Annotated in this window: 20 protein-coding genes and 1 tRNA gene; 10 read left to right on the forward strand and 11 right to left on the reverse strand. The window is 64.2% G+C overall.

Going from position 1 to position 21,938, the window contains the following annotated elements; translation table 11 throughout:
- Positions 1–6: 6 nt before the first annotated feature.
- From ACUJB0_RS13195 to pepA, 3 genes are all read left to right on the forward strand, one after another.
- On the forward strand, positions 7–1,047 hold the full coding sequence (locus ACUJB0_RS13195; RefSeq protein ID WP_444845618.1) for a MerR family transcriptional regulator: 1,041 nt from the start codon (positions 7–9) through the stop codon (positions 1,045–1,047).
- A gap of 68 nt (positions 1,048–1,115) precedes the next feature.
- A complete protein-coding gene (gene prsT / locus ACUJB0_RS13200) occupies positions 1,116–3,866 on the forward strand; it encodes an XrtA/PEP-CTERM system TPR-repeat protein PrsT (RefSeq protein WP_444845619.1) in 2,751 nt (916 codons plus the stop codon).
- Between the two features lie 196 nt (positions 3,867–4,062).
- Positions 4,063–4,971, forward strand: coding sequence for a flocculation-associated PEP-CTERM protein PepA (gene pepA / locus ACUJB0_RS13205; protein WP_444845620.1), 909 nt, complete (start codon positions 4,063–4,065; stop codon positions 4,969–4,971).
- A 61-nt stretch (positions 4,972–5,032) separates the two neighbouring features.
- Here the strand turns inward: pepA and ACUJB0_RS13210 are convergent, their stop codons facing one another.
- Complete coding sequence (locus ACUJB0_RS13210; protein ID WP_444845621.1) at positions 5,033–5,692, reverse strand: acyltransferase; 660 nt, start codon at positions 5,690–5,692, stop codon at positions 5,033–5,035.
- A 133-nt stretch (positions 5,693–5,825) separates the two neighbouring features.
- A tRNA-Met gene (locus tag ACUJB0_RS13215) sits at positions 5,826–5,902 on the reverse strand.
- Positions 5,903–6,073: 171 nt separating this feature from the next.
- Between ACUJB0_RS13215 and ACUJB0_RS13220 the strand changes: the two genes are divergently transcribed.
- The 6 genes from ACUJB0_RS13220 (at position 6,074) to ACUJB0_RS13245 (ending at position 12,921) form a co-directional block, all read left to right on the forward strand.
- Positions 6,074–6,655: an NUDIX hydrolase gene (locus ACUJB0_RS13220; protein ID WP_444845622.1), complete on the forward strand. Its 582-nt coding sequence runs from the start codon at positions 6,074–6,076 to the stop codon at positions 6,653–6,655.
- The gene (gene aat, locus ACUJB0_RS13225) at positions 6,652–7,380 is read left to right on the forward strand and encodes a leucyl/phenylalanyl-tRNA--protein transferase (protein ID WP_444845623.1); all 729 of its coding nucleotides are present in this window, start codon (positions 6,652–6,654) and stop codon (positions 7,378–7,380) included. Before ACUJB0_RS13220 ends, aat begins: the two co-directional genes overlap by 4 nt.
- A 73-nt stretch (positions 7,381–7,453) precedes the next feature.
- Positions 7,454–8,182 carry an arginyltransferase gene (locus ACUJB0_RS13230; protein WP_444845624.1) on the forward strand — a complete coding sequence of 243 codons (729 nt, stop codon included), beginning with the start codon at positions 7,454–7,456 and terminating at the stop codon, positions 8,180–8,182.
- Positions 8,183–8,214: 32 nt separating this feature from the next.
- The gene (locus ACUJB0_RS13235; RefSeq protein WP_444845625.1) at positions 8,215–9,255 is read left to right on the forward strand and encodes a quinone-dependent dihydroorotate dehydrogenase; all 1,041 of its coding nucleotides are present in this window, start codon (positions 8,215–8,217) and stop codon (positions 9,253–9,255) included.
- Between the two features lie 19 nt (positions 9,256–9,274).
- Positions 9,275–10,321 carry an aldo/keto reductase gene (locus tag ACUJB0_RS13240; RefSeq protein ID WP_444845626.1) on the forward strand — a complete coding sequence of 349 codons (1,047 nt, stop codon included), beginning with the start codon at positions 9,275–9,277 and terminating at the stop codon, positions 10,319–10,321.
- Positions 10,322–10,542: 221 nt separating this feature from the next.
- A complete protein-coding gene (locus tag ACUJB0_RS13245; RefSeq protein ID WP_444845627.1) occupies positions 10,543–12,921 on the forward strand; it encodes a TonB-dependent receptor plug domain-containing protein in 2,379 nt (792 codons plus the stop codon).
- 35 nt (positions 12,922–12,956) lie between these two features.
- On the opposite strand, the gene ACUJB0_RS13250 is transcribed toward ACUJB0_RS13245, so the two are convergent.
- From ACUJB0_RS13250 to ACUJB0_RS13285, 8 genes are all read right to left on the reverse strand, one after another.
- Positions 12,957–13,889 carry a CysB family HTH-type transcriptional regulator gene (locus tag ACUJB0_RS13250; protein WP_444845628.1) on the reverse strand — a complete coding sequence of 311 codons (933 nt, stop codon included), beginning with the start codon at positions 13,887–13,889 and terminating at the stop codon, positions 12,957–12,959.
- On the reverse strand, positions 13,886–14,956 hold the full coding sequence (locus ACUJB0_RS13255; RefSeq protein WP_161089356.1) for a sulfate/molybdate ABC transporter ATP-binding protein: 1,071 nt from the start codon (positions 14,954–14,956) through the stop codon (positions 13,886–13,888). The genes ACUJB0_RS13250 and ACUJB0_RS13255 overlap by 4 nt, the downstream gene beginning before the upstream one ends.
- A 4-nt stretch (positions 14,957–14,960) precedes the next feature.
- Positions 14,961–15,845 carry a sulfate ABC transporter permease subunit CysW gene (cysW, locus tag ACUJB0_RS13260; protein WP_444845629.1) on the reverse strand — a complete coding sequence of 295 codons (885 nt, stop codon included), beginning with the start codon at positions 15,843–15,845 and terminating at the stop codon, positions 14,961–14,963.
- The gene (gene cysT / locus ACUJB0_RS13265) at positions 15,845–16,717 is read right to left on the reverse strand and encodes a sulfate ABC transporter permease subunit CysT (RefSeq protein ID WP_444845630.1); all 873 of its coding nucleotides are present in this window, start codon (positions 16,715–16,717) and stop codon (positions 15,845–15,847) included. The genes cysW and cysT overlap by 1 nt, the downstream gene beginning before the upstream one ends.
- 110 nt (positions 16,718–16,827) lie before the next feature.
- The gene (locus tag ACUJB0_RS13270) at positions 16,828–17,601 is read right to left on the reverse strand and encodes a sulfite exporter TauE/SafE family protein (protein ID WP_161082839.1); all 774 of its coding nucleotides are present in this window, start codon (positions 17,599–17,601) and stop codon (positions 16,828–16,830) included.
- Between the two features lie 97 nt (positions 17,602–17,698).
- On the reverse strand, positions 17,699–18,337 hold the full coding sequence (locus ACUJB0_RS13275; RefSeq protein ID WP_444845631.1) for a peroxiredoxin: 639 nt from the start codon (positions 18,335–18,337) through the stop codon (positions 17,699–17,701).
- Positions 18,338–18,438: 101 nt separating this feature from the next.
- Complete coding sequence (locus ACUJB0_RS13280) at positions 18,439–19,440, reverse strand: sulfate ABC transporter substrate-binding protein (RefSeq protein ID WP_444845632.1); 1,002 nt, start codon at positions 19,438–19,440, stop codon at positions 18,439–18,441.
- 98 nt (positions 19,441–19,538) lie between these two features.
- Positions 19,539–19,922 (reverse strand): diacylglycerol kinase, encoded by a 384-nt coding sequence (locus tag ACUJB0_RS13285; protein WP_161082870.1) that lies wholly within the window; start codon positions 19,920–19,922, stop codon positions 19,539–19,541.
- Positions 19,923–20,025: 103 nt separating this feature from the next.
- On the opposite strand from ACUJB0_RS13285, the gene ACUJB0_RS13290 reads away from it, so the two are divergent.
- Positions 20,026–20,805, forward strand: a complete 780-nt coding sequence (locus ACUJB0_RS13290; protein ID WP_117011714.1) for an IclR family transcriptional regulator — start codon at positions 20,026–20,028, stop codon at positions 20,803–20,805.
- Here the strand turns inward: ACUJB0_RS13290 and pbpG are convergent.
- Positions 20,787–21,854 carry a D-alanyl-D-alanine endopeptidase gene (pbpG, locus tag ACUJB0_RS13295; RefSeq protein WP_444845633.1) on the reverse strand — a complete coding sequence of 356 codons (1,068 nt, stop codon included), beginning with the start codon at positions 21,852–21,854 and terminating at the stop codon, positions 20,787–20,789. The genes ACUJB0_RS13290 and pbpG overlap by 19 nt on opposite strands.
- Positions 21,855–21,938 lie beyond the last annotated feature (84 nt).

A 21,938-nucleotide genomic window follows, 5' to 3' on the forward strand; every position in this document is an offset into this window, starting at 1 on the left:
CCGCCCATGACAGAATCCCGCGACAGCAATGTGTTGAAAATCGGCGAGCTGGCCGCGCGCGCCGGCCTGACCGTGCGCGCGCTGCACCACTACGACAGCATCGGCCTGCTGAAGCCGTCGGGCCGCGCCGGCTCCGGCTACCGCCTGTACAACCGCGACGACGTCGCGCGCCTGCACCACATCCAGACGCTGCGGCGCTTCGGCATGTCGCTGGCCGACATCGCCACCTTCCTGGCCAGCCCGGACGCGCCGTTCGCCGACATCGTCGCGCAGCAGATCGCCGCGCTGGGCAAGCAGATCGAGCAGGCGACCACGCTGCGCGAACAGCTGACGCGGCTGCAGCAGGTGCTGGGCCGGGGCGACAGTCCCGAGCTGTCCGACTGGCTGCGGACGCTGGAGATGATGGACCTGTACGACAAATATTTCACCCGCGAAGAATTGAAGCGCCTGCCCTTCTGGCAACAGGACGCGCGCCGCAACGCCGCCTGGGCCGCGCTGGTGGCCGAGGTGGAAGCCCTGATGGCGCAAGGCGTGCCGCCGGACGACGCGCGCGCGGGCGAACTGTCGGAGCGCTGGATGCGGACACTGCAGCACGACACCGCCGCCAATCCCGAATTCGCCCGCCGCATCACCGTCATGCTGGAGCGGGAGGTCAAGGCGCAACAGCAAACCCGCATCACGCCGGCGCTGAGGGACTATGTGTCGGCGGCGATGGGCGAGCGCAGGCTGGCCATCTACGCGCGCTACCTGGACGCGGACGAACTGCGCACCCTGCGCGCCAACAGCGGCAAGAACCAGGAAGAATGGATGGCGCTGATCGCCGGCGTGCACCAGCATTTGGAAGACCGCATCGCCCACGACGCGCCGTCGGCGCAGGCGCTGGCGCGGCGCTGGATGGAACTGTTCCTGTCGCAGATCGGCGGCAACCTGGCCACGCTGGCCAAGATCCGCACCGCACACGACCTGGAACCCGCGCTGCTGAGCGGAAGCTGGATCACACCCGCCATGCTCGACTACATCAGGATCTCCTACGCCACGCTGGCTTGATCAAGCGTAAGGCGAACGCCGGTATTGCGCCCTAAGATCGCGGAGGTGCCACCGTCCAGGAGACCAGCATGACCCGACTTGTAGCCCCGATACTGTTGATGCTGACGCTGGGCGCCTGCCACAGCGCGCGCGATGCCGACACCCTGATGGCCCAGGCCCGCCAATACCGTGCGCGGGGCGAAATCAGGTCGGCTATCATCGAACTGAAAAACGCCCTGCAAGAGTCGCCCGACAACGCCAACGCCCGCCTGCTGCTGGGCGAGGTGTACATCGACGCCGGCGACGCCGCGTCGGCCGACAAGGAACTGCGCAAGGCCAAGGCGCTGGGCATAGCGCCGGCGGAAATCCTGCCGCGCTTGGGCAAGGTGATGCTGATGCAAGGCCAGTTCCAGAAACTGCTCGACGACATCAAACCGGACCCGGCCAGTCCGCGCCAGCCCGCGCTGCTGGTCTTGCGCGCCAACGCGCATCTGGGCCTGGGCGACACGGAGCAAGCCCGGCAACTATTCGACGAAGTGCTGGCGAAAGAACCGGACCTGGCCGACGCCCAGCTGGGCCAGGCGAAAATCGCCGCAATGTCGCAGCACCTGGACCTGGCCGCCGAACGCATCGAACGCGCCCTGGCCAAACATCCGGACAACATCGAATGCCTGCGCTTCAAGGGTGACCTGCTGCGCCTGCAGGGCAAGGAAGCGGAAGCCCTGCTGACGTACAAGAAAATCCTGACGCTGCAACCGAACAATACCCAAGCCCACATCGACAGCGCCAACCTTCTGATCCAGGGCAAAAAGCTGGCCGAAGCCCGCGCCGAGATCGACGCCGCCCGCAAGAACGCGCCCGGCAGCCTGCAGGTGTTCTACACGCAAGCCCTGCTTGATTTTCAGGAAGCGAAATATCCGGCGGCGCGCGACACCCTGCAGCAGATCCTGCGCGCGATGCCGGATCACATGCCCAGCGTCCTCCTGATGGGTTCGGTGCAACTGGCGATGGGCTCGTATCTGGAGGCCGAACTGTCCTTCCGCAAATTCCTCAACGCGTATCCGCACCAGATCTACGCCAGCAAGCGCCTGGCCGGACTGCTTTTGAGGAGCGGCAAGGCCGACGACGCGCTCGCCGTGCTGGACCCGCTGCTGGAGGCCAACCGCAAGGACGTGGAATTGCTGGCCCTTGCGGGGCAAGCGCAGATGCAGGCCCGGCATTTCGCCAAGGCGGCCGAGTACTTCCAGGCGGCCAGCGACCTGGCGCCGCAAACGGCCAGCCTGCACACCTCGCTGGGCTTGAGCCGCCTGGGCGCGGGCGAATCGGCGCGCGCGGTGGCCGAACTGGAACAGGCGACCACGCTGGACGACAAGAGCGGCCGCGCCGGCATCCTGCTGGCGATGACCTATTTGCGCAACCAGGAATACGACAAGGCCTTGTCGGCGATCACGGCGATGGAGCGGCACGACGGAAAAAATCCGCTGGTACAAAACATGAAGGGCGGCATCCTCCTGTCCAAACACGACCTGGCTGGCGCACGCGCCGGCTTCGAGCAGGCGCTGGCGCTGGATCCGTCCTACCTGCCGGCGCTTGAAAACCTGGCGCAAATGGATCTGGCGGAAAAGAAACCCGAACAGGCGCGCCAGCGTTACGAAGCCGCGCTGGCCAAAGACAAGCGCAACGTCGGCCTGATGACGGCGCTGGCCCGCCTGGCCCTGCGGCGCAACAACGCCCCGGAAGCGATGCGCTGGCTGGAACGCGCCACCGCCGAACATCCCGACGCGCTGACGCCGGCCTTGCTGCTGGCGAATCTTTACCAAGGTGCCGGCGCCAAGGACAAGGCCCTGAAACTGGCCCAGTCGCTAGTGACCAGCCATCCAGCCGACCCCGACGCGCTGGCGCTGCTGGCGCAGATCCAGGTTGCCAACGGCAACTACGAGGCGGGGCTGGAAAACTATGGCAAGCTGGCCGGATTGCAGCCGGCGTCGGCCGCCGTGCAGCTGCGCATCGCCTATGTCCAGGCCACGCTCAAAGACAAGGCCGGCGCCCTCGACTCGGCCAAGAAAGCCTTGCGCCTGAAGCCGGACTGGTTCGAAGCGCAGGTCCTGGCCGCGACCCTGCTGGTGGAAAATAAAGACTACACCGACGCGCTGGCCCTGGCCCAGACCGTGCAGCGCCAGCGGCCCGACCTGCCGGCCGGACTGACGCTGGAGGGCGATATCTGGATGGAGCGGCAGAAACCGCAGGAAGCGCTGCGCGCCTACGAGCAGGCGTTCAAGATGAGCAAGCTACCGCCGCTGGCGATCAAGCTCCACCAGGCGCTGCTGAAGGCGGGCAAAAGCAAGGAGGCGAACCTGCATGCCGCCCAGTGGCTGCAGCAGCACCCGGCCGAGCTCAGCGTCCGTCTCTACCTGGCCAGTGCCGAACTGTCGGCCGGGCGATACCCGGCGGCGATCGGCTTGTTCGAGTCCATCGTCCGGCTCGACCCGAAAAACGCCGTGGCGCTCAACAACCTGGCCTGGGCCTACCAGCAGGAAAAGGACGAGCGCGCCCTGGCCACCGCCGAACAGGCTTACCGGCTGGCCGGCACCAGCCCCGCCGTCCTCGACACCTTGGGCTGGATACTGTCCGAGCAAGGCGACACCGGCCGCGCCCTGCCCTTGCTGCGCAAGGCCAACACGCTCGCGCCCGACACGCCGGACATCAGCTATCACCTCGGCCTGACCCTGATGAAGGCCGGCAATATCATCGCGGCGCGGCGCCAGTTCGAACAATTGCTGGCCTCCGGCAAGGACTTCCCGAAACGCGCCGAAGTGAAGGCAAAACTCGACACGATGTAGTGTCGGCTATTTTTACACCCTGCCCTCGCTGGGCAGGAACGCCTAAAAAATACGTCTTAAAAACAATCACTTACACCTTCCTTCAAACATGGCTTGGCATTTGCTTAATAGAGGGTAGCCGACCGGTTTCATGGTGGTTGGCAAAGTTTCGAAGCCCCTTGCGTAGCGACTCTTCATTCATCAGGAAGGAAACAAAATGAAAAAATTAGGCACACTAAGCGCTCTGCTGGGAGCGCTGTTATCGGCCGGCGCAGTCCACGCGACCACGCTGGACACCCGTAGCGCCGCCAACGTGCTGTTTGCAGGCAACCCCGGAGAGCCGGCCGCTCCCTCCGCCACAGGCGGCGACGGCGTCCTCCAGAATTTCACCGGGATCGACTGGCATCAAAACGGCGCGGGCCTGGTTCAGGGATTCACGCTAAGCCCCGCCAACAACACCGGCGACTTCGCCGACTTCACCCTGACGTACCAGGCCTTCGCCGCAGCCATCGGCAGCACCTCGGCGACGCCGGACCTGCGCGTCGCGCCCCCGGGCCCCGCCGTAGGCACCTATGAGCTGACGACTACCGCCACCTTGCACGAACGGGCCACCTGCCTCAATGCGGGCTGCTCCACGGTCGCCCTCACCTTCACCCCCTCCACCACCAGCACCTGGACGGTATATTTCGATAACTCGCCCGATGCCGACCAAGCGACCGGACTGGGATTCACCGATGGCGTGGCCATGCTGTCGGGCACCTGGGATGCGGAACTGTCGACCTTTTTAGCGACCGGCACGTCCGGCACTCCCGGCGCCACCGGTGTGGGCTCGGCGACGTTGGCCGGCACCGTGCTGATGACGAACTCGACCTACGTCTCCCCGGCCCTGGCCGGCACCCGGTTCGACACCACGCTGAACTTCCCCGGCCCCGCTTCGCCTGGCTTCACGCGGCCGCTGCTGGTCAACGGCATTGCGACCGGTCCGAACACGGATTCGCAATTCGTGTTGAACATCGACGGAGCCCAGCAATTCACGCCCGTGCCCGAGCCGGCCACGCTGGCGCTGGTCGCGGCAGGCATCTTCGGCATGGGGTCGTTCGGCCGCCGCCGCGAAAAACGGCAATGATCCCTGGCCGGGATTGGCGATCGGTAATCGGTGGAGGCCGGCGCTGGGGGCGCCGGCCTTCTTATTTCAGGCGGCGCGCCGGGCTGCCGCCCCAAATCTCGCCGGACTCGATGCGCGTGCCCTTGGCCACCAGCGAATTGGCCGCCACGATGGCGTTATTGCCTATCGTCACACCGGACAGCACGACCGCATGGGCGCCTATCGTGACATGGTCGCCTATCGTGATGAAATAATGTCCCAAGGTATCGCCCTCGATCACATGGGGCACCAGCAAGGCCGTCTCGCCCACCACGCTGTTGGCGCCCATGGTCACAAACGAGGGATCGTAAATGATGCCCGAGCTGTAGGTGTTGGCGCCAAGGCGGGCGCCCAGCCCGAGGTAGATCAGCCGCATGATCGGAATCGGAATGATGCCGCCGCGTATCAGCGAATTGAACAGGATCAGGTAGAACAGCACATACACCTGATAGATGAACTCCTGCCTGGAGCCGAATTCGATATTGCCATCATGCAGAGGCAGCGCCCACATGAAAATCCGGAACACCAGCATGCCGTACAGGTAGACCAGCACCACGGCCGCCGCGGTGACGGCCACGCCCCGGAAATCGCCCAGGCCGGGAATATTGCCCACGCCGCACCAGGCGCTCAGCACCGCCAGCAGCAACACCAGCGCCAGCATGGAAAGAAACACGACAATCGCGGAAGGTCTGATTTTTCGCATGAAAAAACTCCCCACAAGAAGGTCGATTATAGGGAAAGAGGATTTTCCGGTCGTCGATTTGCCTTGATCCCGCTCAAAGGTCGCGCAAATGAAAAAGCCGCTGATACCTGATGGCATCAACGGCTTTCGAATTTGGTTGCGGGGACAGGATTTGAACCTGTGACCTTCGGGTTATGAGCCCGACGAGCTGCCAGACTGCTCCACCCCGCGTCTGATGTAGTCATTATAGGGCAAATCCTTACATTAGGCAATATTAATCCTGACATCGGTCGCGATAGTCCGAATAAATGCTGTTACCTATAGGCATAGGGCATGCCGCACAGGCGACTAACGGTGTAAAGTAGTCAAAGTGAGCATATCCACCGACTTGAGCTATCCCCTATGAAATTTTGTTCCGAATGCGCCGCCCCAGTCAGCCTGGCGATCCCGGCCGGCGACAACCGCCCCCGCTACGTGTGCGGCAACTGCGCCACCATCCACTACCAGAACCCGAAAATGGTTCTGGGCACCATCCCCGTATGGGAACGCGATGGCGAACTGAAGGTGTTGCTGTGCAAGCGCGCGATCGAACCGCGCCACGGCTACTGGACGCTGCCGGCCGGCTTCATGGAGAACAATGAAACCACGGCCGAAGGCGCCATCCGCGAAACCCAGGAAGAAGCCGGCGCCAACATCGAACTGGGCCAGATGTTCTCGCTACTGAACGTGGCGCGCGTGCACCAGGTCCACATGTTCTACCTGGCCACGCTGCTGGACTTGGACTTCTCCCCCGGCGAGGAAAGCCTGGAAGTGCAACTGTTCAGCGAGGCGGAGATTCCGTGGGACGACCTGGCCTTCCCCACCATACACACCACGCTGGAACTGTTCTTCGCCGACCGCGTCAAAATCCGTGAGGGCGGCAGCTACGGCTTCCACACCCAGGACATAATCCGCAACATGCGTTCAGACAGCTCGACAACGTGATCCCCTGGCTCGAAACCGACAGCCCCTTCCCCGATGTGGCGGAGGCGCTGACCACCGATGCGCCCGGCCTGCTGGCGGCCGGCGCCGACCTGTCGCCGCAGCGTTTGCTGATGGCCTACCGGCACGGCATCTTCCCCTGGTTCTCCGAAGGCCAGCCCATCCTGTGGTGGAGCACCGACCCGCGCATGGTGCTGATGACCGACCAGTTCCGCATCTCGGACAGCCTCAGGAAAACCCTGCGCAAGGTCGAGCGCGAGATGGCCGCCGGCGGCCGCTGGCAGGTGCGCTTCGACAGCGCCTTCGAACAGGTGATGCGGGCCTGCGCCGCGCCACGCCGGGACGGCCCCGGCACGTGGATCTCGGAAGACATCATCGCCGGCTACACCGGCCTGCACAAGCTGGGCTACGCCCACTCGGCCGAGCTGTGGCTGGACGGCCAGCTGGTCGGCGGCGCCTACGGCGTCTCGATCGGCCACATGTTCTACGGCGAATCGATGTTCGCGCGCGTCACCGACGGTTCCAAGATCGCGCTGGCCTACCTGGTGCGCTTCCTGCGCCAGCACGGCGTGCAAATGATCGATTGCCAGCAGGAGACCGGCCACCTGGCCTCGCTGGGCGCGGCGCCGATTCCGCGCGCGCAATTCCTGGCGCATCTGCGCAACACTATTGAATTGCCTCAGATCACTGTGTGGGAACCCATTGCACCGCTGGCTGCGGACAGTTAAGCTAAAGGTGACCAGCGCCTTCGGAAACTTGGCGCTATCATAGGCTTACACCACCGCTCTCGATAGGACGCGCATGACGCACCTGAATGATCTGCCTTTCGCGACGCTGCAGTTTTACACGACGGCGCCCTACCCTTGCAGCTATCTGGACGCGCGCCAGGCGCGCTCGCAGGTGGCCACGCCCTCGCACCTGATCAACGCCGACGTGTATTCCGAGCTGGTCAAGAACGGTTTCCGCCGCAGCGGCATCTTCACCTACCGCCCGTATTGCGACGGCTGCCAGGCCTGCATCCCGGTGCGGGTGGTGGCCGACCTGTTCGCGCCCAGCCGCGGCCAGCGGCGCGCGTGGGTCAAGCACGGCAACCTGATCGCCGGCGTCGCCACGCTGTCGTTCTCGGACGAGCACTACGACCTCTACCTGCGCTACCAGAGCAAGCGCCACGCCGGCGGCGGCATGGACCAGGACAGCCGCGACCAGTACGCGCAATTCCTGCTGCAAAGCCGGGTCAACACGCGGCTGGTGGAGTTCCGCGAGCCGGGCGGCACGCTGCGCATGGTCAGCATCATCGACGTGCTGTCCGACGGCCTGTCGTCGGTCTACACCTTTTTCGACCCGGACGTCGAGGGCGCGTCCTACGGCACCTTCAACGTGCTGTGGCAGATCGCCCAGGCGCGCGAACTGAAGCTGCCCTACGTCTACCTGGGCTACTGGATCAAGGAAAGCCCGAAGATGTCGTACAAAACCAACTTCAAGCCGCTGGAGGCGCGCATCCGCGGCGAGTGGAGCGTGCTGGACGCCTGATAAAATACGGGGAATACCAACAAGAGCTCCCCATGTCCGAAAAATTCCTGTACTCGCTGGCCCGTCCGCTGCTGTTTTCCATGGACGCCGAAGCCGCCCACCACTTCACCCTTCCCGCACTCAAGCGCGCCGCCGCCCTGGGCCTGACCAAGCTGGTCAAGCAGCCCAAGGCCGACCCGCGCACCGTGATGGGCATTACGTTTAAAAACCCGGTCGGCCTGGCCGCCGGCCTGGACAAGGACGGCGCCTACATCGACGCGCTGGCCGACCTGGGCTTCGGCTCGATCGAAGTGGGCACCGTCACGCCGCGCGCGCAGCCGGGCAACCCCAAGCCGCGCATGTTCCGCCTGCCGGAAGCGCACGCCATCATCAACCGCATGGGCTTCAACAACGGCGGCGTCGACGCCTTCGTCGCCAACGTGCAATCGTCGCGCTTCTACCAGGACAAGGCTGGCGTGCTGGGCCTGAACATCGGCAAGAACGCCGACACGCCGATCGAACGCGCCACCGACGACTACCTGCACTGCCTGGAAAAAGTCTATCCCTACGCCAGCTACGTGACGGTCAACATCTCGTCGCCGAACACCAAGAACCTGCGCCAGCTGCAAGGCGGCTCGGAACTGGACGGCCTGCTGGGCACGCTGAAGGATGCGCAACTGCGCCTGGCCGACCAGCACAAGCGCTACGTGCCGCTGGCGCTGAAGATCGCGCCGGACATGGACGGCGACCAGGTCAAGAACATCGCCGACGCGCTGCTGCGCCACAAGATCGACGGCGTGATCGCCACCAACACCACGCTCAGCCGCGACGCCGTCACCGGCATGCTGCATGGCGCCGAGGCGGGCGGTTTGTCGGGCGCGCCGGTGTTCGAGCTGTCCAACACGGTGATCCGCCTGCTCAAGGCCGAGCTGGGCGACGCCCTGCCGATCATCGGCGTCGGCGGCATCCTGCGCGGCGCGGATGCCAAGGTCAAAATGGAATGCGGCGCGCAGCTGGTGCAGCTGTACAGCGGCCTGATCTACGCGGGTCCGGCGCTGGTGCGCGATTGCGCGGATGCCCTGCGCGGCAACTAGCGGCAACCAAGGAGACGGCATGCAGCAGACTCAACTCGGAACGAGCGACCTCAGCGTCAGCAAGATCTGCCTGGGCACGATGACCTTCGGCGAGCAGAACACCGAAGCCGACGCGCACAGCCAGCTGGACTACGCGCTCGAGCGCGGCATCAACTTCATCGACACGGCCGAGATGTACCCGGTGATGCCGCGCGCGGAAACGCAGGGCATGACCGAGCGCCACATCGGCACCTGGCTGAAGAAGAGCGGCGCGCGCGGCAAGGTGGTGCTGGCCACCAAGGCGGCCGGGCCCAGCCCGCACATCAGCTGGGTGCGCGGCGGCCAGCAGAACTTCGACGCCGCCAACCTGCGCGCGGCGGTCGAGACCAGCCTGCAGCGGCTGCAGACCGACCATATCGATTTATACCAATTGCACTGGCCCAGCCGCAATGTGCCGATATTCGGCTCGAACGCCTTCAATCCCAAGCTGGAGCGTCCCTGCGTGGCGATCGAGGAAACCCTGGCCGCGCTGGGCGACTTGATCAAGGAAGGCAAGATCGGCGCGATCGGCGTGTCCAACGAATCGTGCTGGGGCGTGAACGAGTTCATCAAGCAATCCGAGATGGGCGGCCTGCCGCGCATCGCTACCATCCAGAACCTGTACAACCTGACCGCGCGCCACTTCGAGACCAGCCTGCTGGACGAGACCTGCTACCGCGAGAACGTCAGCCTGCTGGCCTACAGCCCGCTGGCGTTCGGCCAGCTGACCGCCAAGTACCACGACGATCCGAAAGCCAAGGGCCGGCTGACGCTGTTCCCGGTGACGTGGAGCCCGCGCTACCTGCGTCCGGCGGTGTTGTCCGCCGTGGCGCAATACGCCGAGCTCGCGCGCGCCAACGGCCTCACGCCGACCCAGCTGGCGCTGGCGTGGTGCTACTCGCGCTGGTTCGTGGCCTCGACCATCATCGGCGCCACCAACCTGGCGCAGCTGAAGGAGAACATCGACGCCTACAGCGTGCAACTGCCGCCCGAAGTGCTGGCCCAGGTCGACGCCATCCACGCCGCCATCCCCAATCCCGGCCAATAAACCCCTGGGGTCAAGTCTGACATTCGGACACGAGCTCTGCCGTAGGCACGCGCCTACGGCAGAGCTCGTGTCCGAATGTCAGACTTGACCCCAACTGGCGTTTAAACAACAGGCCCGTGCACGTTATCCCAATCTTGCATATCATTAGACGTAACCATTCGTGGGCAGCAACTTTGCGCACTGGTAAGCTTTCCTCATCGTCAACGTAGAAAGACCGTCATATGAGCACACGCCGCATCGCCCGTCCCCTTGCCCGCCCCCTCCTGCTCAGCAGCCTGATCGCCACCACTGTCATTCCCGCCTTCGCCCAGCAAGCCGTCGCCGACGGTGAACTGCAGTCCGTGGTCGTGACCGGTACCTATGCGAAGAACCGCCGCACCATCGATTCCGAATCGCCGGTCGATGTGATCGGCGCGAAAGACCTGCAGGCCAGCGGCTCGACCGAACTGGCCACCGTGCTGGGCCGTCTGCTGCCGTCGATGAACTTCCCGCGCCCGTCCGGCGCCGACGCCAGCGACGCGGTGCGTCCGGCCCAACTGCGCGGGCTGTCGCCGGACCAGACACTGGTGCTGGTCAACGGCAAGCGCCGCCATACCTCGGCGGTGGTCAACGTCAACGGCACCCAGGGCCGCGGCTCGGCGCCCGTGGACCTGAACGCGATTCCGCTGGCTGCCATCGACCACATCGAGGTGCTGCGCGATGGCGCGGCGGCCCAGTACGGCTCGGACGCGATCGCCGGCGTGATCAACATCATCCTGAAAAAAGGCGCGTCCGGCGGCGAGGCCGAAGTGGGCTGGGGCGAGTACCAGAAGCGCGACGGCAAGGCGCTCACCGTGCGCGGCTCGACCGGCTTCAACCTGGGCGACCAGGGCTGGGTGCGCGTGGCGCTGGAGGCGTCCGACCGCGATCCGACCAACCGCGCCGGTCCCGACCTGCGCAATCCGGCCGAGCCGCGCTACGGCAAGGTCAACCAGCGCTTCGGCGATCCCGAGACCCGTCCGCGCACCGTGTTCGTCAACAGCCAGTACCGCGTCAACGACGACATCGACTGGTACGCCTTCGCCAACTACGGCCAGCGCAACACCTCGGCCGCCGCCACCTGGCGCACCGCGCTGGTCGGTACGGCGCAGCGCACGCCGCTGTATCCGGAAGGCTTCCTGCCGCTGGAGAACAGCGAGTCGACCGACGCCTCGCTGGTCACCGGCCTGCGTGGCGAAGCAAGCGGATGGCGCTGGGACGCCAGCCTGAACTACGGCAGCAACGAGTTCCAGCTGGACCTGGACCACACCGTCAACCAGACGCTGGGCGCGGCCAGCCCGACCCACTTCTACGCGGGCAAGCTGAAGAACACGCAACAGCTGTTCAACTTCGACGTGGCCAAGGAATATCCGGTGGCGGCCTTCAGCGGCCCGCTGACGGTGGCGCTGGGCGTCGAGGCGCGGCATGAGAAATACGAGATCGGCGCCGGCGACGAGGCATCCTACATCGGCAGCGGCGCCCAGGGCTTCTCCGGCTTCCGCCCGATCAACGCCGGCAGCAACAGCCGCCACAACGAATCGATCTACGCCAACCTGGAAGCGGAAATCACCAAGAAGTTCTCGGCCTCGGGCGCGCTGCGCCACGAACGCTACAGCGATTTCGGCAGCACCACCTCGGCCAAGGGCTCGGCGCGCTACGCGTTCACGCCGGACTTCTCGCTGCGCGGCACGGCTTCGTCCGGCTTCCGCGCGCCGTCGCTGGCGCAGCAGTTCTACACCATCACCACCACCAACTTCTCGGTGGTGAACGGCGTGAACACGCCGATCGAGACCGGCACCTTCGCGGTTGGCAGCGCGGCCGCGTCGGCCTTGGGCGCGACCCCGCTGAAGGCCGAGAAAGCCCGCAACTACAGCCTCGGCGTGCAGTTCGCGCCCACCCGCAACTGGAACACCACGGTCGACGCCTACCGCATCGACATCGACGACCGCATCGCGCTGTCGGCCAACATGACCTTGTCGCCGGCGCTGCAGGCGGCGCTCGCCAAGCAGTCCATCCTGGTGGGCGCCGGCCGCTACTTCACCAACGCCATCGACACCCGCACCACCGGCGTCGACGTGGTCAGCACCTACCGCTGGGATACCAAGGCCGGCCGCTATGACTTCACCGCTGCCTACAACCACAACAAGAACTCGCTGGAGCACGTCAACGACAACCCGGCCATCCTGACCGCCAACGGCCTGACGCTGATCGACCGCCAGACCATCAACCGCATCACGGTCGGCTCGCCGAAGGACAAGTTCAGCCTGGCCACCGACTGGGCGCTGGGCGATTGGAGCGCGCGCGGCGTGGTGACGCGCTACGGCAGCTTCACCGTGCCGCAGAATAATCCTGCGCTGGATCAAGTCTACGATCCGCAATGGGTGCTGGACTTGTCGGGCAGCGTCAAGCTCAACAAGAACTGGCGCCTGAGCGCGGGCATCGACAACGTGACCAACCGTTATCCGGACCAGGTCACGTCGGCGGGCAACCTCAACAACAACGGCATCAATCCGTACAGCGGCTTCGCGCCGAACGGCTTCAACGGCCGCTACTACTACGCCAAGGCCGGCTACAGCTGGTAATCAAGGTCGAGGGCGGCGTCCGCGCCGCCCCGGTTTCAGGACAACTCCCCGCCGCTCAAGGCCGCGTCGATGTCGGCGCGGGTCAGCTCCGGCGCGAACTGCTGGATGAAGTGGTAGGCGTACGAGCGCAGGTAGGCGCCGCGCCGCACCGCCAGCCGCGTGGTGTTCTGCGCGAACAGGTGCGACGCCTCCACCGCGCGCATGCCCTTGTCGCGCCCGTGGTCGAAGGCCATCGAGGCCACGATGCCGACGCCCAGCCCCAACGCCACATACTGCTTGATGACGTCCGAGTCCATGGCCGTCAGCACGATGTCGGGCTTGACGCCGGCGCGTTCGAACGCGGCGTCGATGTGGCCGCGGCCGGTGAAGCCGATGTCGTAGGTGATCAACGGGAACTCGGCCAGGTCCTCCAGCCGGATCGGCGAGCGCGCCAGCAGCGGGTGGCCGTCCGGCACCACGATCAAATGGCTCCAGCGGTAGCAAGGGAAAGACACCAGGTCCGGGAATTGCGACAAGCCCTCGGTGGCGATGCCGATGTCGGTCTTGCCGGACAAGATCCACTCGGCGATGTGCTCGGGCGCGCTTTGCTGCAAGGCGATGCGCACATCCGGATAGGCGGCGCGGAAGCCCTGCACCACTTTCGGCAGCGCATAGCGCGCCTGCGTGTGGGTGGCCGCCACGCTCAGCGTGCCGCTCTGCTGGCCGGTGTATTCGAGGCTGGCCTGCTGCAGGTTCTCCGCCTCGATCAGCAGCCGCTCGATGATCTTCAGGATGCCCTTGCCCGGCTCGGTCATGCCGGTCAGACGCTTGCCGTTGCGTTCGAAAATCACCACGCCGAGCTCGTCCTCCAGCTCGCGGATCTGGCGGCTGACGCCGGGCTGCGAGGTGAACAGGGCATTCGCCACTTCGGTCAGGTTGTAGCCACGGCGGGCCGCTTCGCGGATGGACCGCAGTTGTTGGAAATTCATATCGCCACTCCAGCGTCGACAAAGACATGCAGGCGCTTGGGACGCACCACCAGGGTTTCGCCTTCCTTCAATTGCAGATGACTGTATCGTTCATTCGACATCACCGCCTCGATCAGCTCGGCGGTATCGCTGCGCTCCAGGTCCAGCTGGGCCAGCGGGCCGATCGCGTGCGCGCGACGCAGCTTGACCACGATACCTTCCGCGCCCGGCGTGTAGCGGTCGATCTCCAGGTCGTGCGGACGCACATAGGCGGTGCCCTTGCCGTCGGCCTGCGGCTGGCCCGGCACGGCGAAGGAAGCGTCGCCGCTGGCCAGCACGCCGTCCTGCACGCGGCCATGGAACATGTTCACGTTGCCGAGGAAGCCGTACACGAACGGCGAGGCCGGATGGTTGTAGACCTGGTCCGGCGCTCCGATCTGCTCGACGTTCCCCTTGTTCATCAGCACCACCTGGTCGGCCACCTCCAGCGCCTCCTCCTGGTCGTGCGTGACGAAGATCGACGTCACATGCAGCTCGTCGTGCAGGCGGCGCAGCCAGCGCCGCAGTTCCTTGCGCACCTTGGCGTCGAGCGCGCCGAACGGCTCGTCCAGCAGCAGCACGCGCGGCTCGACCGCCAGCGCGCGCGCCAACGCGATGCGCTGGCGCTGCCCGCCCGACAGCTGCGGCGGATAGCGGTCGGCCAGCCAGTCCAGCTGCACCAGCTCCAGCAGTTCCTTGACCTTGCGGCGGATCTGGTCTTCCGACGGCCGCTCGGCGCGCGGCTTGACGCGCAGGCCGAAGGCGACGTTCTCGAACACCGTCATGTGCTTGAACAGCGCATAGTGCTGGAACACGAAGCCGACCTGGCGCTCGCGCACATGGCGGTGCGAAGCGTCGCGGTCGTCGAGCAGCACGCGGCCCGAATCGGGATGCTCCAGGCCGGCGATGATGCGCAGCAGCGTGGTCTTGCCGCAGCCGGACGGGCCCAGCAGCGCGGTCAGCTCGCCCTGCGGAAAATCCAGCGACACATTGTTGAGGGCGACGAAATCGCCAAAGCGTTTATTGATGTTGATTACTTCGATGGTCATGGCATTACTCCGTTGGACGCGCGTCGTCGGCGATCGATTCGTTCAGGCGCCAGGCGATAAAGGATTTCAGGGCCAGCGTCACCAGCGCCAGCAAGGCCAGCAGCGAGGCCACGGCAAAGGCGGCGGCAAAGTTGTATTCGTTGTAGAGGATCTCGACCTGCAGCGGCACGGTGTTGGTCTCGCCACGGATGTGGCCGGACACCACCGACACCGCGCCGAACTCGCCCATCGCGCGGGCGTTACACAGGATCACGCCGTACAGCAGCCCCCACTTGATGTTGGGCAGCGTGACGCGGCGGAAGGTGTCCCAGCCGGACGCGCCCAGCACGATGGCGGCCTCCTCCTCCTCGCTGCCCTGCGCCTGCATCAGCGGGATCAGCTCGCGCGCGACAAACGGGAACGTGACGAAGATGGTGGCCAGCACAATGCCCGGCACCGCGAACAGGATCTTGATGTCGTGCTCCTGCAGCCACGGGCCGAACCAGCCCTGCGCGCCGAACAGCAGCACGTAGATCAGGCCGGAGATCACCGGCGACACCGAGAACGGCAGGTCGATCAGCGTCAGCAGGATGCTCTTGCCGCGAAACTCGAACTTGGCGATGCACCACGAGGCCGCCACGCCGAACACCAGGTTCAGCGGCACGGCGATCACCGCCGTGATCAGCGTCAGCTTGATGGCCGAGATCGCATCGTCCTCGATGATGGCGGCCGCGTACGCTTCCCAGCCCTTGCGGAAGGCTTCGACAAACACCGCCACCAGCGGCACGAACAGAAACAGTGTCAGGAAGGTCAACGCGACGGCGATCAGCACGATGCGCACCCACCAGGGCTCCAGCGTGTGTGGCGCCGGCGCGCCTCGGCGCGTGCTTGTGGTTGGAATGCCGCTCATTATTTCCCCGACTTTCCGCGAGCCCAGGCTTGCAACAGGTTGATGGTCAACAGCATGACGAAGGACACCACCAGCATCACCACCGCGATCGCGGTGGCGCCGGCGTAGTCGTACTGCTCCAGCTTGGTGATGATGAACAGCGGCGTGATTTCCGACACCATCGGCATATTGCCGGCGATGAAAATGACCGAGCCATACTCGCCGGTGGCGCGCGCGAAGGCCAGCGCGAAGCCGGTCATCAACGACGGCAGGATGGTCGGGAACACCACGCGGGTGAAGGTCTGCCAGGCGTTGGCGCCAAGGCTGGCGGCGGCCTCTTCCAGTTCGCGCTCGGCGTCCTCCAGCACCGGCTGCACGGTGCGCACCACGAACGGCAAGCCGATGAAGGTCAGCGCGACCACCACGCCGACCGGCGTGAACGCCACCTTGAAACCCAGCGTGCCTTCGAGGAAGCGGCCAAACCAGCCGTTGGCCGAATACAGCGCGGTCAGCGTGATGCCGGCCACGGCGGTGGGCAGCGCGAACGGCAGGTCGACCAGCGCGTCGATGATGCGCTTGCCGGGAAACTCGTAGCGCACCAGCACCCAGGCGACGATGCCGCCGAACACCACGTTGACCAAGGCGCCCAGCAGCGAGGCGCCGAAGGTCAGCTTGTAGGAGGCGACCACGCGCGCCGACGTCACCGCGCTCCAGAAGCCGTCCCAGCTGAGGGTGAAGGTCTTCAGGAACACGGCCGACAGCGGGATCAAAACGATCAGCGTCAGGTAGAAAATGGTGAAGCCCAGCGACAGCCGGAACCCCGGCATGACGCGGAAAGGCGCGCCCCTGGCGGCGGCTGGCGCCGTGGCGGGCGCAGCGAGAACTGCAGACATGTACGCTCCCTTATTACAAATTCTTCTATAAGGGCTGCATAATCTCATCAAGGCTTCATATTACAAACGAAGCATTTTTCATTTGGTTAGACGGTAAAGCTATATGGATTTTAAGACACCAGCTTGGCCGCCACCGCGACCAGGGTGAAGGCCAGCAGGCCGCGCAGCAGGCGCTCTGGCACGGCGCGCGCGGCGTAGGAACCGATGGTGATGCCGGGCAGCGAGCCGACGAGCAAGGTCAGCAGCAAGCTCCAATTGATGGAGCCCAGCCACCAGTGGCCGATGGCGGCGATGGCCGTCAGCGGCACGGCGTAGGCGATGTCGGTACCGGCCACTTCTGCGGCACTCAGGCGCGGATACAGCATCACCAGCAGCGTCGCGCCGATGGCGCCGGCGCCGATGGAGGAGATCGTCACCAGCGTGCCCAGAACGGCGCCCGCGATGATGGTGGCGATGGTCAGCGCACTGCCCTGCAGCTGGCGCGACGGCTCGGCCATGATCCAGGCCAGCATCTTGCGCTTGAACATCAGAGCGACCACGGTCAGCATCACCGAGCCGGCGATCATGTAGCGGATCACCAGGCCGATTTCCTGGTTGAGCGTACCGAAATGTTTGAGGGCCAGGCTGGCCACCAGGGCGGCAGGCAAGGCGCCGAGACAGAGGCGGCGCACGATTTCCCAATGCACCGTGCCGCGCATGCGGTGGGTGAAGGTGCCGACGCCCTTGGTCAGCGAGGCGAACGCCAGGTCGGTGCCGACCGCGACCGCCGGCGACACGCCGAACAACAGCGTCAAAAGCGGCGTCATCAGCGAGCCGCCGCCCACGCCGGTCATGCCGACCAGCAGGCCGACAGCGAAACCAGATGCGACAAAGGACAAATCCATGCAAATCCCCAAGAGTAGATCGCAGAGTACCTACTCTAAGGGAATATCCAAACAACGCAATCCTTATTTGCTTATACGCATTTTCTCAACGTGGGCATTATTTGTTCGGTTGAGGAGTGACTCGCAAATAAGGACGAACTGCGGTAAAGCCCTTTGGATACTTCTGTTTCAGCACGTCCGGGTCTTGCACGGTCAGCGGAATGATGACGTCGTCGCCATCTTTCCAGTTGCCTGGCGTGGCCACGGTGTAACCATCGGTCAACTGCAAAGCGTCGATTACACGCAACACTTCGTCAAAATTGCGGCCGGTGCTCATCGGGTAGGTCAGGCTCAGGCGCACCTTCTTGGCCGGGTCGATCACGAACAGCGTGCGCACGGTGGCGGTGGCCGAGGCGTTCGGGTGGATCATGTCGTACAGCGTCGAGACTTTACGGTCCGCGTCGGCGATGATGGGGAAGCCCACCACGGTGTCCTGGGTTTGCTCGATGTCCGAGATCCACGCCGTGTGCGATTCGGCCGGGTCGACCGACAGCGCGATGGCCTTGACGTTGCGCTTGTCAAATTCTGGTTTCAGCTTGGCGGTCAGGCCCAGCTCGGTCGTGCAGACCGGCGTGAAGTCGGCCGGGTGCGAGAACAGCACCACCCAGGAATTGCCTGCCCACTCGTGGAAATGCAGCTTGCCGATGGAAGAGTCTTGTTCAAAATCAGGGGCGGTATCGCCCAGTCGTATCGTCATAATCAGCTCCGTAAGGAAATGTGAGGTTCAGGTGGACGTGAAGGCACTATTCTGCGCCTTTTCTGCTAAAAAATACAACGTTTCAAGGCCTTCGGTCCGGCTTACCTGGGCTGGTAGATCTGGTCGAACAGGCCGCCGTCGGCGAAGTGCACCTTCTGGGCCTTGGTCCAGTCGCCGGCCACATCGGACAACCTGAACAACTTCACGCTCGGGAACTGGGCGGCGTATTTCTTCGCCTCCTTTTCCACGGCCGGACGGTAGTAATTCCTGGCGATGATTTCCTGCGCCTCGTCGGTGTACAGGAAGTTCAGGTAGGCCTCGGCCACCTTGCGGGTGCCGCGCTTGTCGACCACCTTGTCGACCACGGCCACCGGCGGCTCGGCCAGGATGGACACCGACGGCGCAACGATGTCGAACTTGGCCGGCCCCAGTTCCTTGACCGCCAGCAGCGCCTCGTTTTCCCAGGCGATCAGCACGTCGCCGATGCCACGCTCGACAAAGGTGGTGGTGGCGCCGCGCGCGCCGGAATCCAGCACCGGCACGTTCTTGTACAGCTTGCTCAGGAAATCCTTGGCCGACGCCTCGCTGCCGCCCGGCTGGCGCAGCGCGTAGCCGTAGGCGGCCAGGTGGTTCCAGCGGGCGCCGCCGGACGTTTTCGGATTCGGGGTGATGACGGCCACGCCGGGCTTGACCAGGTCGCTCCAGTCCTTGATGCCCTTGGGATTGCCCTTGCGCACCAGGAACACGATGGTCGAGGTGTACGGCGTGCTGTTGTGCGGCAGCTTTTTCTGCCAGTCCGGCGCCAGCAGCTTGCGCTCGGCGATGGCGTCGATGTCGTAGGCCAGCGCCAGCGACACCACGTCCGCCTCCAGGCCGTCGATCACGGCGCGGCCCTGCTTGCCGGAGCCGCCGTGCGATTGCTTAATCTTCAGCACGTCGCCGGTCTTGGCTTTCCACTCCTTGGCAAAGGCGGTGTTGACGTCCTGGTACAGCTCGCGCGTAGGATCGTACGAGACGTTCAGCAAGGAGACTTCGGCGGCCAAGGCTGGTGCGATGGCGGTGACGGCAAGAACAGCAGCAGCGAGTATTTTTTTGGACAGCATCTGATTCCCCTGGTAATGAAGGTCTTCAGATTAAGACTGTCCTTTATAAATGAGAACTAAGCTTTTAGCCGTTCAATATACCCAAACCTTATATGCGTTCAATAAAAGCGGTTGAACAGCACCACACCCCAGGCCCCGGCCGCCAGCAGGCAGGTCAGCAGAACAGCGGCGCTGCCGAAGTCCTTGGCGTTCTTGGACAGCGGATGGCGCTCCAGCGATACCCGGTCCACCACCGCCTCGATGGATGAATTGATCAGTTCCACGATCAAAATCAGCATCAATACACCAATCAACATCAATTTTTCAAACGCCGAGATGCGCAGGATCAACGCGATCAGGGTGCCGACCACGAACACGCTCACTTCCTGGCGGAACGCATGTTCATGCCGCCAGGCCGATTTAAAGCCGTCCACGGAGTATAAAAAGGCCGAAAAGATACGTTTCAGGCCACTCTTGCTCTTGAATTCGCTCACTGGTTCCATGAATAAGCCACAAATAGAGAATGTATCATTATGCATCAATTCCCATTTTTTTCACATTATGGTATAAAGTATCTATCGCATACTGCACCGCACCAACCACATCATGAAAATCGAAACCGTTCCTGAGCAAAAGACCACTATCCAGGTGATCGAGCGCATGGTGGCGCTACTCGATGCGCTGGCCAAATATCCCGACCCCGTTAGCCTGAAGGAATTATCCAAGGTTTCCGGGCTACACCCCTCCACCGCCCACCGCATTCTCAACGATATGGTGCTCACGCGCTTTGTCGACCGCATCGAACCGGGCACCTACCGGCTGGGCATGCGGCTGCTGGAATTGGGCAATGTGGTCAAGAGCCGGCTGTCGGTGCGCGAGGCCGCGCTGGATTTCATGCGTGCACTGCACAAAAAAACCCAGCAGACCATCAACCTGTCGGTTCGCCAGGGCGACGAGATCGTCTACATCGACCGCGCCTTCTCGGAACGCTCGGGCATGCAGGTGGTGCGCGCCATCGGCGGCCGGGGGCCGCTGCATCTGACCTCGACCGGCAAGCTGTTCCTGTCGGTGGACGAGCCGAAAGCCATCCGCGCCTACGCCACGCGCACCGGTTTGGCCGGCCACAACAAGAATTCGATCACGGATCTGGTCAAGCTCGAACGCGAGCTGAACCTGGTGAAATCGCGCGGCTACGCGCGCGACAATGAGGAGCTGGAGCTGGGGGTGCGTTGCATGGCCGCCGGCATCCACGACGACAGCGGCAAGCTGATTGCCGGCCTGTCGATCTCGGCGCCGGCCGACCGCCTGCAGGACGAGTGGCTGGAAGACCTGGTCGCGACCGCCAACCAGATTTCCGCCACGCTCGGTTACATCCCGGTCGAATAAGCCGCCGGTGCGCTGAGGCCGGCCGGCTTCAGCGCCTCCAGCCATTTACGCATGCGGCCGGCATCGGCGGTGCGCGACTGCTTGCCCTTGGAATCGAGGAACACCATGATCACCGAGCGGCCTTCGATCACCGCCTGCATCATCAGGCAGCGCCCCGCTTCGTTGATGAAGCCGGTTTTCTGCAAGCCGATCGCCCAGTCCGGGCTGGCCACCAGGTGGTTGGTGGTGCCGAACTGCATCGGACGGCCGTTGGTTTCCACCATGGCCTTGGCGTCGGTCGAATACTGGCGCAGGATGGGTTGCTGATACGCGGCCATCGCCAGCTTGGCCAGGTCGCGCGCGCTGGCCACGTTCATTTTCGACAAGCCGCTGGAATCGACGTAGTGCGTGTCGACCATGCCCAGTTCGCGCGCCTTGGCGTTCATCGCCTCGACAAATGCGGGCTTGCCGCCCGGATAGTTACGGCCCAGCGCCGAGGAGGCGCGGTTTTCCGAGCTCATCAGGGCGATGTGCAGCATGTCGGCGCGGCTCAGCTGGGTACCGACCTTCAGGCGCGAGCTGCTGAACTTTTCGCGGTCGACGTCCTCGTCGGTGATGGTCAGGATCTCGTCCATGTTCTGCTTGGCTTCGACCACGATCAGGCCGGTCATCATCTTGGTGATCGAGGCGATCGGCAGGGCGACGTTGGAATTCTTTTCAAACAGCACTTCGGAATTGGCCTGGTCCAGCACCAGCGCCACGTTGGACTTGAGGTCCAGCGGGTCGTGCGTCATGTTCAGGCCGGCGAGGTCGCCCATCGTCGGCACCGGCGGCGCGGCAACGATCATGCGCTGGTACACCACCTTGCGGCGGCCATGGACCATGACCACGCGCTTGACCACGCGCTCGCCCGGTTCGGCGGCGGCCACGCGCACCGGCCCGCGGGCCTTGACCTTCTTCACGTGGTGTTTTTTCGGAGCAGCGCCATCGGCCGCCTGGGCGGCTGTCGCGGTGAGCGCCGTGGAAGCGAACATCAGCGAAATGAGCACACTCAAAGCTAGTTTAGACATTCATATCCCCGAAAAAAAGCACTGCACAGAAAGCGAAAGTACTGTTGCAGTGTAGCAAAACGCCGGACAAGCGCAAGCAAATTT

Source organism: Duganella caerulea (genome assembly GCF_040362985.1).
Classification (GTDB): Bacteria; Pseudomonadota; Gammaproteobacteria; order Burkholderiales; family Burkholderiaceae_D; genus Rugamonas; species Rugamonas vulcania.

Excerpts from the sequence above, each read along its gene's own strand:
- ACUJB0_RS13250 (WP_444845628.1), bottom strand. The coding sequence starts at position 13,889 with ATGAATTTCCAACAACTGCGGTCCATCCGCGAAGCGGCCCGCCGTGGC.
- ACUJB0_RS13210 (WP_444845621.1), bottom strand. The coding sequence starts at position 5,692 with ATGCGAAAAATCAGACCTTCCGCGATTGTCGTGTTTCTTTCCATGCTG.
- ACUJB0_RS13255 (WP_161089356.1), bottom strand. The coding sequence starts at position 14,956 with ATGACCATCGAAGTAATCAACATCAATAAACGCTTTGGCGATTTCGTC.
- cysW (WP_444845629.1), bottom strand. The coding sequence starts at position 15,845 with ATGAGCGGCATTCCAACCACAAGCACGCGCCGAGGCGCGCCGGCGCCA.
- ACUJB0_RS13230 (WP_444845624.1), top strand. The coding sequence starts at position 7,454 with ATGACGCACCTGAATGATCTGCCTTTCGCGACGCTGCAGTTTTACACG.
- ACUJB0_RS13235 (WP_444845625.1), top strand. The coding sequence starts at position 8,215 with ATGTCCGAAAAATTCCTGTACTCGCTGGCCCGTCCGCTGCTGTTTTCC.
- ACUJB0_RS13290 (WP_117011714.1), top strand. The coding sequence starts at position 20,026 with ATGAAAATCGAAACCGTTCCTGAGCAAAAGACCACTATCCAGGTGATC.
- cysT (WP_444845630.1), bottom strand. The coding sequence starts at position 16,717 with ATGTCTGCAGTTCTCGCTGCGCCCGCCACGGCGCCAGCCGCCGCCAGG.
- ACUJB0_RS13240 (WP_444845626.1), top strand. The coding sequence starts at position 9,275 with ATGCAGCAGACTCAACTCGGAACGAGCGACCTCAGCGTCAGCAAGATC.
- ACUJB0_RS13285 (WP_161082870.1), bottom strand. The coding sequence starts at position 19,922 with ATGGAACCAGTGAGCGAATTCAAGAGCAAGAGTGGCCTGAAACGTATC.
- ACUJB0_RS13270 (WP_161082839.1), bottom strand. The coding sequence starts at position 17,601 with ATGGATTTGTCCTTTGTCGCATCTGGTTTCGCTGTCGGCCTGCTGGTC.
- ACUJB0_RS13195 (WP_444845618.1), top strand. The coding sequence starts at position 7 with ATGACAGAATCCCGCGACAGCAATGTGTTGAAAATCGGCGAGCTGGCC.
- ACUJB0_RS13280 (WP_444845632.1), bottom strand. The coding sequence starts at position 19,440 with ATGCTGTCCAAAAAAATACTCGCTGCTGCTGTTCTTGCCGTCACCGCC.
- ACUJB0_RS13245 (WP_444845627.1), top strand. The coding sequence starts at position 10,543 with ATGAGCACACGCCGCATCGCCCGTCCCCTTGCCCGCCCCCTCCTGCTC.
- prsT (WP_444845619.1), top strand. The coding sequence starts at position 1,116 with ATGACCCGACTTGTAGCCCCGATACTGTTGATGCTGACGCTGGGCGCC.
- ACUJB0_RS13275 (WP_444845631.1), bottom strand. The coding sequence starts at position 18,337 with ATGACGATACGACTGGGCGATACCGCCCCTGATTTTGAACAAGACTCT.
- ACUJB0_RS13220 (WP_444845622.1), top strand. The coding sequence starts at position 6,074 with ATGAAATTTTGTTCCGAATGCGCCGCCCCAGTCAGCCTGGCGATCCCG.
- pbpG (WP_444845633.1), bottom strand. The coding sequence starts at position 21,854 with ATGTCTAAACTAGCTTTGAGTGTGCTCATTTCGCTGATGTTCGCTTCC.
- pepA (WP_444845620.1), top strand. The coding sequence starts at position 4,063 with ATGAAAAAATTAGGCACACTAAGCGCTCTGCTGGGAGCGCTGTTATCG.